We start from the raw sequence: 14,435 nt of genomic DNA, 5'->3' as shown, positions 1-14,435 counted from the left end.
CATGAAAAAATTCATCTATTTTATAGTAGCATTGTTTATGATTTCAGCATGTGATTCCGACTTGTTGGATTTGGAATCGCTTACAGAACCAACGGATGCCACCTTTTTTTCCAACGAGGAGGAATTAGACCTGGCACTCACAGGAGTTTATAACTCATTGATTTGGCTGGGAGGATACAACCTGCCGGTACAGGTAAATATGGACAACGGAGCCACAGATATTGGGCTTGTTAGGGGAGGTTTTAGCAGCTTTGACGAATTGGGAGCCGGTTCTCACAGTGCAAATAGTGGAGGTTTTTTAAATATTTACACCCATATGTACCGGGGTATCGGCCGAGCCAATAACCTGATTAACAATTTGGATCGGGCCGCCGAGGTAGTATCCGCTGAGCGGTTAAACCAAATAAAGTATGAGGCAATGGTGTTGCGAGCCTATTTTTACCATTACCTGGTATTTCTATTTGGTGATGTGCCCTACACAGAAACAGTGATAGCAAATCCCCTGGATGCACTTTTGCCGCGGGTAGACAAAGAGCAGATAATTGACAATCTGATGGCCGATCTTCAAGAGGCCGCCCAGAATTTACCAGCAAACGTGGAGGAAAGTAATCGGGTATTCAGGGATGTTGCGCTTACGTTGCACTCAAGGATTGCACTGTATGCTGGGAGGTATGGAGAGGCTGCTACCTCGGCCCAAGCAGTAATTAATGGCGGAAACCTAAACCTCCACCCGAACTATGAAGAGTTGTTCACACCCCAGGGAGAGGGTTCCGCAGAAGCAATTTTGGCAATGCCGTTCAGAGATGGTTTTGGAACCCTCCCAAACTTTTCAGTCGCCCAAGGTTCCAGGAATTTTGGAGCATATAGCGTGGTCGTACCGACCCAATCCATGATCGATAGTTACGAAGCTACCGATGGGTTACCAATAGATGAATCCGCAGTATACGACCCAAAAAGCCCGTTTGAAAACCGTGATCCGAGGTTGAAAGCCTCGATCATTACACCGCAGAGTGAATGGGGAGGAATCATTTTCGAAAGCCACCCCGATAGCCTGGAGGTACGAAATGTGGATGGAACGATCAGGGGTAGGAACAACGATTCCAGGACCGTGATCTGGCCAGCTGCTTTTTGCGGGTATTTGTGGAAAAAATATACCAACGTTGAATCCCAACTTCAAAATCGATTTTGGAGCGATACAGACTTCACATTAATGCGGTACGCAGAGGTCTTGTTAAACTATGCCGAATCCAAGATAGAACTCAATGAAATCGATGCCTCGGTACACGAGGCGTTGAATCGGGTACGGGCAAGAGCATACGGAGTTCCAGTGGAAGCGACAGACAGCTATCCAGCCGTTACGTCCATGGACCAGTCATTTCTCCGAAGCTTGATCAAAAGGGAGCGAAAAGTGGAATTTGCCAACGAAGGATTCCGGCTGTTTGATATTCGCCGCTGGAATATTGCCGACAAGGTGATGCCGGTGGTTTTGTATGGAAGAATTTTGGATGAAGCTAACGCCGAACATGTACCGGATATCGATGAAGATGGTTTTGTATCCTACGCGGGAATCGAATCTCAATACGATCTCAATACGGATGCTCGTTTTCCCAATGCGATTCGGGTATTCGCCAATCCTAGAGATTACTTGCTACCCATTCCACAGGCCGAAATCGATACCTATAGGGCCAATGGTGCTAGCATTACCCAAAATCCCGGGGGGTATTAAGTCTTCCCACTGATTCTTTAAACGGCACAAGTAAGCTTCCTGATTTAAGCATACGCATCATAACCTTTTGTTTTCCTCGCTGCAACGGTAAGGTTATGATGCGTATTATCACCGTCAATGCGCTGCTTGGATGTACCTCCAGTAAATTCTAATGGTTTAGTTTATGCGGAAAAACGTCTATAGAATATGGAAACGAAGCAGGCGAAATTTCGCTGACTTTCTGGTATTTTTGGTTTTATTTTCCTGTGTGAATAGGGAAGAAGTCAAGAATCCACCGAATGTAATCATCGTTCTAGCGGACGACATGGGGTATTCCGATCTGGGAATTACCGGTTCCGAAATCCTTACGCCTAATCTGGATAAACTGGCCAGAAATGGGGTCTTGTTTACCGCTTGTTACAATGCTTCCAGGTGCTGCCCCTCCAGGGCAAGCCTGTTGACTGGTTTGTATTCACATAAAGCCGGGATCGGTCACATGGACAGCGATCTGGGATTGCCTTCTTACCAAGGCTTTCTCGCTGAAAATGTTACTACTATAGCCGAAGCCTTTCGCGATCAAGACTATAGAACAATAATGACCGGAAAATGGCACGTAGGAAATGAAAGAATCCACTGGCCCGATAAAAGGGGTTTTGACCGATTTTACGGAATACCTGCCGGCGGAGGCTTGTATTTTTACCCCTCAAAATATTTAGAGCGACCCATTTACAGAAATCAGAAACAGGTTTTCCCTGACTCCGTATCATTTTACTCAACGAATAATTTTACATCGGAAGCCAATAGCTTTATTGAAGAGGCGGTGTTGGATCAAAAACCGTTTTTTGCCTACCTGGCCTATATTGCCCCCCATTTTCCCCTACAGGCGCTACCTGAGGACATTAAAAAATACAACGGCGTCTATGATCAGGGATATGAATTCATACGATCCAGGCGGTTTGAAAAGCAAAAAAAACTGGGTATCGTGTCGGATGATATTGAAATAAGTTTGCCCGAGTTTCCGTCGTGGGAAACGGTGGAAAACAAAGCAGAAGAGACTAAAAAAATGCAAGTATATGCGGCGCAGGTGGATCGGTTGGATCGAAATATCGGAAGCCTAATCGCTCAGTTAAAAAATTTAGGCGTATATGAGAATACGGTAATCGTCTTCCTGTCCGATAATGGTGCGAGTAGGGAAGAGGTAAATAGGTCTGCGGATGCGCCGATAGGATGCGCCGATTCATTCGTGTCTTACGGAATGCATTGGGCAAACGTCAGCAATACACCCTTCAGATCGTATAAAAGCGAAACCTACGAGGGTGGAATTCGGACCCCTTTGCTATTTTCCTGGCCAAGCGACCCCAAATCAAATGGAAAAGTAATCAAGGAACCAATCCATATCATTGATATTATGCCTACTATGTTGGATATAGCGGGTATTTCGTTGGAAAAGGGGGATTTTGACGGCAAGAGTTTTTTGGGTTTGATATCGGGTACCAAGGAAAACCACCATCAGGTTCTTTTTTGGGAGCATCAGGGCAATAAAGCCGTTTGGAATAATGGATTTAAACTCGTTCAGATGTATGAAAAAGACTGGGAGTTGTATAACCTAACGAGAGATCCATATGAAACAAAAGAATCGCCTTCGATCGTGAAAGATAGCCTGAAAAATAGGTGGAATCAGTGGGCATACGAATCAGGAGTGGAAAGCTGGCCAATACCAAATACCCGCTAGTATGATTCGTTACTCACCAAATATGACAATATCCAATTCTTTCTAAACTATGCATTATTTAGTATATACATTTGTCTTTCTACTTTCAATTTCAACACAAGGTCTTTCTTTTCACGGTAAAAGCTGGAAAATAGAGAAAACGGTTTTTAGGGCTGAGAATCAATCCTACGCCATCTTAATGCGTGGAGACGTCGAAAACCCTGGACAGTTGCTTGTTCAAAGGAAAGGCGATCAAGTGGTTTCCCGGACGGTTCTAGGCAGATTCACAATTTTCTATTCCACTGACGATCCTGTATTTGGATTCGGGAAGCGAGCTACGGGTGGGTCTCCCGTGGCAAATTGGGGAGAGGCGATGGAGGCTGATATTTGGAATCAAACAAAGCAAGTCGACGTGTCAGCCATAGAAATAGTAGAGGAGGGAAATGCCATTCGATGGAAATACGAAGAGAATGAATTTTTTTCATTTTCTGCCGCCGTATCCTTGCCTGAAGGTGAAAGCGAACCGATTATTTCCTGGAATATCGTTTCTAAGGCAGATGGGTATTTCGCCGTAGCCTTTACGGGGCTGGCCGAGAGCGATCCGGAAACAGTAGATTTTTTGTACCAGCCCTTGATTTGGTCATGGAAGCGGTTCCCCGATCAGGCCGTTGTCACGCCTGAGTCGTATGCAACTACCCCCTCTGTGTTTACGGCAAAAGAAGGGATCACCGAGGGGCTTTCCATACCATCGGTTGAGATTCCCTACCGATTCGCAACGGCAACTAACTCCAGGTTCGGTTTGATGTTACGAACGAATACTGGAGCGGCCAAACCCATGGTAATGGCTCCGCTATATGGGGGGCAGGAGTCTTTTTTGAAAAAGGGCGAGACACATCGCTTTTCGGTTCAGTACTTTTTAAATGGCGGAACCTGGATAGAGGGAGTAGATTATCTCTACAAAAACGTAATGGACTACCCGCTTGAACGGCAAAATGCCATGGTATCACTTAATGATACGTTTCACAACATGATTGACTTTGCCATGGATGATTATTACTCGGGTTGGGTGTCGGAGTACAAAGGGTACGACTACAAGTTTGATGTGCCCAACACGGTAAAAAATGTCTCTGCTTTACACCCCCTAAGTATCGCCTTAACCACCGATAACCGGCAAATCTATGATCGGAGGGCATTACCAATGTTGGAATACCTGATGTCAAGAGAAAAATACCTGTATGCAATCAATGCCTTTCCAGAAAAGCAAAACCAAAACCCTTCCCATTTACTCAACGGCCCGGCGATGGAACTCTGGGAAATGGCCAGCATCCACCAGCTACTTGGGAGATCCAACTCGGCTCTGCCAAAAGAAATGGAGCGGCTATTTGGGAAAAGCCGGCAGTTGAATCTTCAGACAGAAGTAAGTGGCGCAAGTTGGAAAGATTACCTGGCAAGGTATCAGGTAGACCAACGCCAGGAATATTTGGATACTGCGATCCGCTTGGCAGATACCTATTTGGACCGAACGTTTTATCAGTATCCCACCGATTTTTCCACAAATGCGGGACTCAGGGATTCACAAGCTACGTTCGTCAACGACTATTCGACTACCTGGCAGGAATTACTGGAGTTATACGAATTAACTAAGGATGAAAAATACCTGGGTGCTGCCTATGAAGGAGCGAAACAGCTTTCGCTTTGGACAAGGTCCACTCCATTCGCTCCAAAAGAAACCATCACCGTAAACGAAGGAGGTAAAGTGGATGGAGTATTTCCCGGGAGGAGGTTTAAGTCCGATAGCTACGAATGGCAGGAATTTGACATGACTACGCAAATTCAGGAGCAAGTCGTCCCGGCTTGGCATACTTCGCTGGTAGGATTATTGCCAGAGCAACCAGGAACCTATGTGTATGGGCCCATTATGCTGTTTCATCAAGCTGGTGCCTTGTTGAGAATAGCTTATTTAAAAGAGGATGAGATCCTACAAAAGATAGCCTACAATGGTATATTGGGCCGGTATGCGAACTTTCCGGGTTACTATTTCACCTCGCTTTACACCAATGTATACCAACAGACAAACTATCCGTTGCACCCATACCTGGAAATCAACTACAATGCGGTATTCTACAACCACATTTGGCCCCATATAGCGCTAATTCAAGATTTCCTCGTTAGCGATGCCTATTTCAGATCCGACGGGAACGTTGACTTTCCCGGTCTTTTTTCTCCAGGATATGCTTTTTTATCGAATAAGGTTTACGGGCATGCCCCGGGAACGATTTATGGACACGAGAACGTGAATCTCTGGTTGCCCAAGAACCCGTTCAAGACAAAGGATATCGGGTTCAATTACGTATTAGGCAGGGATGGATCGAATACTTACATCGTTTTGATGAACACAACATCCAGATTGATCTCAGATACCTTATACCTCAGTCAGGAGGTATTCAAATGGGATCATCATATAGACTACCGCTATGAAATAGTAAACGAGCCTGATTATCAAGCCAAAAACCTGTTTTCAGAGGGGATGCTACCCATTCAACTAGCTCCGCACGGCCTGACGGTTATCAAGATTTCTGGCCTGAATCAGAAACCCTCGTTCCCTCCAGTAACTACCGCTGCCACCGTTTCTTCCATTCCGGGTTATTACAGAAATGCGTTCGGGCAAGCTGCACTGGGTACAATCACCGGGATGAGTCTGAAGGCAAATGATGAATTCAAAGATATCTTTCTTTACAGTTCTTCCCTCGAAAATGAAGTAAACCATGTCCAGCTACATTACCAAGTTGGAGACGGAGATTGGGTGGAAGAAACGGATCGGATGTATCCCTTTGAATTCAGTATTCGCGTGAGGGATGCTACATTACCGGTTCGATGGAAGTGGAAAGCGACGGACCACGAAGGTAATAATCACGAAACAGAATTAGTGAAAATATACTAAACCGATAAACTTATGGACGTTTTATCCCCAGAACAATTGCATGCATACAAGGAGGATGGTTTTCTGATTGTCGAACAGTTTCTCTCCTCAGATGAAGTTCGTTTTCTACGCAAGGCCTCTACCCAAAGTACGGGGCTGACCAAGCACTCGTATGCGGTGTTGGATGCCAATGGAAATGAATCCAGATTGGCCTTGTGGAACGATCCTGGAAACGACCCTTTTGGTATGCTCTCGAGAGATGAGAAATTGGTCGCCATTATTCGGCAATTGATCGGAGGACCAGTTGCCCACTTCCATTCCAAGGTGATGCAGAAAGTACCAAAAGTTGGTGGCGCCTGGGAATGGCACCAGGATTACGGTTACTGGTACAAAAACGGCTTTTTATATCCGGATGAAATGCTTAGTGTCATGTTCGCGCTAACGCCGGCAACTAAAGAGAACGGCTGCCTGATGGTACTTCCAAAATCCCATAAAATGGGCAGGATTGAGCATGGGAAAGTCGGGGAGCAAGTAGGTGCTGCCCTGGACAGAGTCAACCGATACGAAAAACGGGTAGATCGGGAATATTGTGAATTGAAACCGGGGGATGCCTTGTTCTTTCACAGCAATCTCCTTCATGCTTCCAATCCAAATACATCGGAGAATCCAAGATGGTCCATTATCTCCTGTTATAACACGCTAAACAATGTACCCCTCAACGAACCATCTTCTTGTTTTAATGAGATTAAAACGGTTCCGGCTGGATCGATATTAAACGCTTCGGAAAAAGGATTTGAAAAGACCTCATTTAACAAGAAAAAAAGTGATGTTTCGTTACGATGACGAAAGCATGGGACGATTACACTTGTGTAAATGAATAAATTATTTGTTATTCACCTTATGTTTAAGATCAATCAAGTCGTGTTAGGGTCGATCGCTATAAAGGATGTTTTTATAGGGGGCATTGTCTTTCTCGTTTTCGGGTTTGGTTGTGATTCCGGAAGCAATGCTTCGTTGGTTTCCAACTACCACCCCTCCATAAGTGGCATCTATCCCCACCTGGCCTATTACAACGAGGAAGGCGAATGTGGCACCGGTGCCGTAGTGCCCTGGGCGGATAAGCTTTGGGTGGTGACCTATGGTCCCCATTTCCCTTTCGGCTCATCGGATAAACTCTATGCGATCAATCCGGATCTGAGTTTTACCACCCGGGAAGAAAGCATAGGCGGAACCCCGGCCAACCGGATGATACACAAGGAAAGCGAGCAACTGTTTATTGGCCCCTATGCCATTGACAAAACCGGTAATGTGCGAGCCATCTCGTATGAAACCATGCCGGGCCGCCATACCGGAAATGCAAGGCATCTGACGGACCCGGCCAATATGATCTATTACGGTACCATGGAGGAGGGTTTTTACGAAGTGGATGTGCACAGCCTGGAAACCAAGACCTTACACGTAGACGGGAATGTAACCCGCAAAGAAGGGGAAATGGCGCAGGAAGCGGAATTGCTGCTGGGAGCCCATGGAAAAGGGCTTTATTCCGGACAGGGGGTAATGGTCTACTCAAACAACGGAGAGACCGGTCAGGAAGCCCTTAAGGATTTTTCTATAGAAGCTGGAGCCCTGTACGAATGGGACGGTATTGATTGGCACTTGGTCAGAAGAAATCAATTTGTGGAAGTGACAGGCCCGGGGGGAATTTATGGTAACCCAAATCCGGATACCGACCCGATTTGGGCCACCGGATGGGATCACAAATCGGTAATCCTTGGGGTACGGGACGCAGATGAAGGTTGGGAGTTTTTTCGACTTCCCAAAGCCAGCCACAGTTACGACGGTGCCCATGGCTGGAATACCGAATGGCCCCGCATCCGGGATGTGGGCACGGAGGAAGCACCGGATTACCTGATGACCATGCACGGCATGTTTTGGAAATTTCCGGAGACCTTCCAGAAGGGCCAGACTGCCGGTATCCGGCCCCGATCGGCCTACTTGAAGGTCATCGGCGATTTTACACGCTGGCAGGACGGATTGGTTTTCGGCTGCGATGATTCCGCTCAGCGCGAGTTTCTCAACAAGCGTAGTGCAAAAGGAAACATCGAAGGCCCCGGTCAATCCAACTCCAATCTCTGGTTTACCGATATGGATATGCCGGATAAATTGGGACCGGCCACCGCCAACGGTGCCCTCTGGCTCGAGGAGCAGGTAGGTGCCAATGAACCCTCCGAACCCATGTTGTTTTCGGGCTGGCAGGAGAAGAATGTATGGCTGCAAAACCAGGGTGACAAGGCAGTAACTTTCACCCTTGAAATTGATAGGTCAGGTAAGGGAGAATGGGAAGAACTGGAACTAGTTTCCCTGGACGGAGCTGAAAGTAGCTGGCTTTCCTTCGATCAGGATACGAAAGGGGAATGGATCCGGGTCCAAAGCGATGTAGCAACCCGGGCCACTGTGCATGTTTCTTTTTCCAATCCGGAAACCCGATCGGCCTATCAAGAGAATATTTTTCAAGGGATTCGTTCCATTGAGGAAGATGAATTTACGGGTGGACTGTTGTACGGACTGGGCGACAACCGACGAAAACTGGGCATTGCTGCCAGGCGTTATCAGGGCGAAAGCACTGAAAATGCCGGCTATTATGAAATGGACGAGAAACTCCAATTGGTCCGGGTAGACGATCCCGAAACCGAGGCCTTTATCAACAAGGGCTTTGCCATTCCCGAAAATGTATTCGAGGTGGTTGCAGCATCCGTGCTGATAACCGACGACCGGGGCAGAAGGTGGCGGCTACCGAAAGGAGACGAAGCGTTTACGGGACCCTCGCTGGAAGGCAAGCTGCGCATTGCCCGCGAAGTAGCTACCGAACGGGACCTGTTCAATTGCCATGGTACGTTCTATGAGTTGCCGGCCGAAAATGCCGACGGATTTGCGAAGATCCGCCCCGTCGCTTCCCATACATTGCGCATCAACGATTACGCTTCCTACAGGGGCATGCTGCTGCTTACCGGTGCGAACCCGGAGGCAGCCGAAACCAACGATCACATCATTGTATCGGAGGACGGTGAACTTGCCGTTTGGGCCGGAGTGATCGACGACTTATGGAAACTGGGCAAACCTACCGGAAAGGGTGGCCCCTGGGCCCAAAGCCCCGTTAAACCGGGGGTTCCATCCGACCCGTATTTGTTTGCTTTCTATGACCGGCGACAATTGGCACTCAGCCACAATTCCCCCGAACCGGTCACCTTTACCATTCAATTTGAACCCATTGGCCACGGCCCCTGGATGGATTGGAAGCAGGTGCAGGTTTCGCCCGGAGAGACCTATCGGGAAACCTTCCCGGACGAACTGGAAGCCCGCTGGATCCGGCTGGTGGCGGACAAAAACTGCGAGGCGACTGCCCAGCTTAGCTACGAATAAATGACAGGAAACCGATAAACAAACCCATGATTGACCCCTATTCGAAAATAATACCCCTTGGTATCGTACTGCTGATTTGCCTCGGAGCGGTATTGCCTCTCCCTGCAGATTTGGGTGACGGCACGCGTCGCCTGATCGGGCAGGTAGAGACCGATTCGATCCGGTACGAGCTGTTTGTGATCGATGACACCGATGGGTTGGCTCAGGAGTACATGGCCGAGCTTTTCACACCGGTATGCCATACCAATAAGTGTTATCCTGTGTACATCAATCTTTTTTGGGACCTGTTGGGGAATTTTGATCGTTTTGAGATGCCGGAGGGAGAAATATTGACCAAGCTGGACCATGTTCCCTTCGAAGAGAAGGATTATGAAAAATTGCAGGCAATTCTGGCCAACGAACGCTCCATTCTGGGAGACTATTCCATCACGGATTTGGTAGTGAGTACGGAGACGGTCGGCAGCAATAATGGGGTGGATGCCGTCACAGGGGCTACCTCCAAAACCATCCAGAGCGAAGTTATCTCAGGGGCGGTATATTCCTGTTACACGCTCTGGCACCTGGCGCATGGACCCCTGACCGAAGAAACAAAGGCGCATACGGTAGCCAACCACACCGATGAAACCCTGCTGCGGTTTTTACAGAGCGAGCATTATCCCTACCAATACTGGGCGTTGGAACGCATACAAGCGCAGGGGAAAGAAAACGAGCAGCCCTTCGCAGCAGCCCTGCTGGCACAGCTTCGGGGTAAAAATATTTTCCTCGCCCGGCACATGCTAGCCGTCCTGCCAGAAAGCCTGTTTGCCAGTGAGGCCAGGCAACAATGGCTCTGGGATACCTACCAACAAAGCCCTTACCGCATGCAAATGGACATTCTGGATCGGCTTCGGACACTGTCCCTGCGTTCCCCATTGGTGACGCAGTTGCTGCAGGAGCTGGAGGCAAGTAACCCCGCACAGCAGCGAGCGATTCTTTCCGTACTGGAAAAGCAAGCCGCATTAAGCAAGGAACAGCAGGATTTGGCCTTGTCCTACCTGCAGCAAGGGAAATGGGAGGAGCCGCTGCTCCGCTTACTAGCTAGCCAATCCAATCCCGCTGCAGCGACAAAGAAAGCATTGAAGAAGTATACCGAAACAAACCAGTAAATAACCAAACCATGAAACGAATATATTTAACCCTTGCGCTGCTAGTCGGGCTGGCGCTTTTCACACAGGCACAAAACCGGGTACTGGTAGAGGCCGAATCATTTGACAACATCGGAGGCTGGGTGATCGACCAACAGTCCTTTGATGTGCTGTATTCCTCCTACCTGATGGCCCACGGTATGGGAAGACCGGTGGAGAATGCCCATACCACGGTTGATTTCAGCAGTGGAGGCGAATACCATGTCTGGGTACGGACCAAGGATTGGGCACCGTTTCCTACGGGACCGGGAGCATTTACACTCGCCATCAATGGAGCGCCTTTACAGACCACCTTTGGGGTAAGTGGCATGGCCGAATGGGACTGGTATTACGGGGGAACCGTTCAGATGGATGCCGGAGAAAACAGCCTGGAAGTGGAGGATCTTACCGGGTTCAACGGACGCTTTGATGCGATTTATTTTTCCACCGACAAAGACGACGTCCCGACCAACGACAACGAGGCCCTGCTTACTTTTCGCAAGGAATTACTGAACCTGACTGACGGTCCGGAAAACGTGGGGAAGTTTGACCTGGTAGTGGTAGGTGGGGGCATGGCCGGCACCTGCGCGGCCATATCCGGTGCCCGCATGGGGTTAAAAGTGGCACTGATTCAAAACCGTCCCGTATTGGGAGGTAACAACAGCTCGGAAATTCGTGTGCACCTAATGGGCCGCGTAGATCAAAATCACTATCCCAAGCTCGGAAGGATTGTTCGGGAACTGGACAACGGCGATCCGGGTAACGGAAATCCGGATGCTGCCCGGTATGGGGACGAGCGCAAGTTGCAGATCGTGCGATCCGAACCCAATATTTCCCTTCACCTGAATACACACGTGTACGAGGTGGAAATGGAGGACAATACGATCAAAGCAGTAATTGGCCGGGATATCGCCACCAATCAGGAATACCGGTTTGAAGGAGTCTACTTTTCGGACTGCACCGGAGATGGCACTTTGGGTTTTCTGGCGGGAGCCGAATACCGCATGGGCCGGGAAAGTCGCGAACAAACCGGCGAGTCCCTGGCCCCGGAAAATCCGGATGACTTCACTTTGGGTACCTCCAACCTCTGGGCTTCCCTGGAGCGGGAAGCGCCTTCTGATTTCCCCGAGACGCCCTGGGCCATCCAGTTTTCCGACGAGTACCACATAGACGATCACAAGGCCGACTGGCAGTGGGAGACCGGTTTTGGAAATTTCCATACCATCTACGAAGCCGAACAGATCCGCGACCATAATTTGCGGGCGATTTACGGCAACTGGTCCTACCTGAAAAACGAGAAAGCCGACAAATACAGCCATCATGAATTGGCCTGGGTGGCTTATATTGGAGGGAAGCGGGAGTCCCGGCGATTGATGGGCGACCATGTTCTGACCCAAATGGATATTCAGGACGGCATCATGTATCCCGATGGCAGCGTGACCGCTACCTGGACGATCGACCTGCACTTTCCCGATGCCAAAAACTCCCAATATTTTAAGGGTGAGGAATTCTTTGCTGCGACCAAACACATCAAAGTACAGCCCTACACCATTCCCTACCGCTGCCTGTATTCACGAAACATCGACAACTTATACATGGCCGGCAGGAATATCAGCACCACCCACGTGGCCTTCGGCAGTACCCGGGTAATGCGTACCTGTGGGATGATGGGAGAGGCCGTGGGCTATGCAGCGTTTGTGGCCAGGAAAAACAATGCCAGCCCCAGGGAAGTATACACCATGCACCTGAACGAATTTATGGACATCATCGAATCGCCAGTCACCATTTACAACTTACCAACTCTGCCCCAAAACTAATTGAATGGAACTACTTGATTTTTTGACAATAGGTGTATTTACGGGGATTATTTTGATTGCCGGTTTGTCCTTTGGAAAGCAAGGCGCCGACATGAAATCGTTTTTTGCAGCAGGAGGGGCAGTGCCCTGGTCCATCAGTGGGCTGTCCCTCTTTATGAGCTTTTTCTCGGCCGGCACTTTTGTGGTTTGGGGCTCCATCGCCTACGAATGGGGCTGGGTGGCCATCACAATACAGATGGCCATGTGCATCAGCGGATTTTTGATCGGCACGTTTCTGGCAGCTCGTTGGAAACGTACGAATGCGCTAACGGTGGCAGCCTACCTGACCCAACGGTTTGGCAAAAATACGCAGCGCTACTACACCTTTCTATTTCTGGTGCTATCCCTGGGGTATACCGGGGCTTTTTTGTATCCGGTAGCAAAGATTCTGAACGTGGTCACCGGGTTTAATATCTACTATTCCATCTTGCTGCTTGGGGGCTTAATCATGGTATATACCGCGGTCGGGGGATTGTGGGCGGTGGTGGTCACCGACGTATTGCAATTTGTTGTGTTGACGGCAGCGGTGCTAATCGTTTTGCCTTTGTCCCTGGAGACCGTAGGGGGCTGGGGCAGGTTCGTTCAGGAGGCACCGGAAAAATTCTTTCACCTGTTCAACGATACCTACACGCCCGGGTTTATTCTCGCATTTATCGGTTACAATACCATTTTTATCGGTGGAAACTGGGCCTATGTGCAGCGGTACACCGCAGTCAAAGACCAGGCTGCTGCGAAGAAGGTAGGGTTCCTATTTGGAGGCCTTTACCTGATCAGTCCGCTGATTTGGATGCTGCCGCCCATGATTTACCGGGTCATCAATCCCGGACTGACGGGTTTGGAGACGGAAGGAGCCTACCTGATGATGTGCATGAACGTTTTGCCTGCAGGGATGTTGGGTTTGATGCTGGGCGGGATGATTTTTGCCACGGCCAGTTCGGTCAACACCTCGCTAAACCTGGCTGCTGCCGTCCTGACGAACGATGTATACCGGCCCTTGTTCCCGGCTGCCGGCAATCGGCGTTTGATGCAAGTAGCGCGGGTAGCTACCCTGCTGTTTGGCCTGGGTACGATTGGGGTGGCTTTTATGGTCCCCATGGCTGGAGGTATTGTGGAGGTGGTGCTGAGCATAGGCGCCATTACGGGCGGCGCCTTGTATGCCCCGGCGATATGGGGCTTGTTTTCCAAAAAATTAGCGGGCAGGCACATTTTGTTCGTTACCGGGATCAGCCTGCTGATCAATGTGTATTTCAAATTTATTTCCCCGGGTTTGTTTTCATTTTCCCTGGACCGCAGCAGTGAAATGTTGGTAGGTGTTTTTCTACCCCTTCTGTTGCTTGGCCTCGTGGAAACGTACGTACGGCAGCGTCGGAGCAGCTTGCTTCCGGTAGCAGAGGTGGTGCAAGAATCGATGCTTACAGCCGAACAAGCGGCCCTTTCGGCTGCCTCGGGTGAACGGCAGAATACCTACGGGATACAGGTATTGGGCTGGGCATTTATGAGTATGGGATTATTGTTTGTTTCCCTGGGAATGCTGGCTGGATCGGCTCGTTTCTACCTGTTTTTTCTGGGGGTTCTGATTGTCCTGTTAGGAGTTGGCCTGATCCGCTTGTCCAAAAAAAGAAGAGAAGCAAAAAATCAATTAGTTGTCAAGAAGTGAGTC

Annotated in this window: 8 protein-coding genes; all 8 read left to right on the top strand. The window is 49.0% G+C overall.

Annotated features, from left to right (window positions below):
* Position 1: 1 nt before the first annotated feature.
* Positions 2 to 1,726 (top strand): RagB/SusD family nutrient uptake outer membrane protein, encoded by a 1,725-nt coding sequence (locus GCU44_RS19985; RefSeq protein ID WP_154859031.1) that lies wholly within the window; start codon positions 2 to 4, stop codon positions 1,724 to 1,726.
* A gap of 163 nt (positions 1,727 to 1,889) precedes the next feature.
* Positions 1,890 to 3,437, top strand: coding sequence for an arylsulfatase (locus GCU44_RS19980; protein ID WP_154859029.1), 1,548 nt, complete (start codon positions 1,890 to 1,892; stop codon positions 3,435 to 3,437).
* A gap of 49 nt (positions 3,438 to 3,486) precedes the next feature.
* Positions 3,487 to 6,357, top strand: a complete 2,871-nt coding sequence (locus GCU44_RS19975; protein WP_206670864.1) for a hypothetical protein — start codon at positions 3,487 to 3,489, stop codon at positions 6,355 to 6,357.
* A gap of 12 nt (positions 6,358 to 6,369) precedes the next feature.
* Complete coding sequence (locus tag GCU44_RS19970) at positions 6,370 to 7,179, top strand: phytanoyl-CoA dioxygenase family protein (protein ID WP_154859025.1); 810 nt, start codon at positions 6,370 to 6,372, stop codon at positions 7,177 to 7,179.
* A 30-nt stretch (positions 7,180 to 7,209) separates the two neighbouring features.
* Positions 7,210 to 9,756 (top strand): hypothetical protein, encoded by a 2,547-nt coding sequence (locus GCU44_RS19965; RefSeq protein WP_194201675.1) that lies wholly within the window; start codon positions 7,210 to 7,212, stop codon positions 9,754 to 9,756.
* 26 nt (positions 9,757 to 9,782) lie between these two features.
* Positions 9,783 to 10,901 carry a hypothetical protein gene (locus GCU44_RS19960; protein ID WP_154859023.1) on the top strand — a complete coding sequence of 373 codons (1,119 nt, stop codon included), beginning with the start codon at positions 9,783 to 9,785 and terminating at the stop codon, positions 10,899 to 10,901.
* Between the two features lie 11 nt (positions 10,902 to 10,912).
* The gene (locus tag GCU44_RS19955) at positions 10,913 to 12,736 is read left to right on the top strand and encodes an FAD-dependent oxidoreductase (protein WP_154859021.1); all 1,824 of its coding nucleotides are present in this window, start codon (positions 10,913 to 10,915) and stop codon (positions 12,734 to 12,736) included.
* Positions 12,737 to 12,740: 4 nt separating this feature from the next.
* On the top strand, positions 12,741 to 14,432 hold the full coding sequence (locus GCU44_RS19950) for a sodium:solute symporter family protein (RefSeq protein WP_154859019.1): 1,692 nt from the start codon (positions 12,741 to 12,743) through the stop codon (positions 14,430 to 14,432).
* Positions 14,433 to 14,435 lie beyond the last annotated feature (3 nt).

Source organism: Cyclobacterium xiamenense, assembly GCF_009467825.1.
GTDB lineage: Bacteria > Bacteroidota > Bacteroidia > Cytophagales > Cyclobacteriaceae > Cyclobacterium > Cyclobacterium xiamenense.
Note: the sequence above shows the minus strand (reverse complement) of the source record. Positions and strands in the feature narration are given on the sequence as shown.

Bases quoted from the DNA above. Each gene is read 5' to 3' on its own strand.
- GCU44_RS19985 (WP_154859031.1), top strand. From the start codon at position 2: ATGAAAAAATTCATCTATTTTATAGTAGCATTGTTTATGATTTCAGCA.
- GCU44_RS19980 (WP_154859029.1), top strand. From the start codon at position 1,890: ATGCGGAAAAACGTCTATAGAATATGGAAACGAAGCAGGCGAAATTTC.
- GCU44_RS19975 (WP_206670864.1), top strand. From the start codon at position 3,487: ATGCATTATTTAGTATATACATTTGTCTTTCTACTTTCAATTTCAACA.
- GCU44_RS19970 (WP_154859025.1), top strand. From the start codon at position 6,370: ATGGACGTTTTATCCCCAGAACAATTGCATGCATACAAGGAGGATGGT.
- GCU44_RS19965 (WP_194201675.1), top strand. From the start codon at position 7,210: ATGAATAAATTATTTGTTATTCACCTTATGTTTAAGATCAATCAAGTC.
- GCU44_RS19960 (WP_154859023.1), top strand. From the start codon at position 9,783: ATGATTGACCCCTATTCGAAAATAATACCCCTTGGTATCGTACTGCTG.
- GCU44_RS19955 (WP_154859021.1), top strand. From the start codon at position 10,913: ATGAAACGAATATATTTAACCCTTGCGCTGCTAGTCGGGCTGGCGCTT.
- GCU44_RS19950 (WP_154859019.1), top strand. From the start codon at position 12,741: ATGGAACTACTTGATTTTTTGACAATAGGTGTATTTACGGGGATTATT.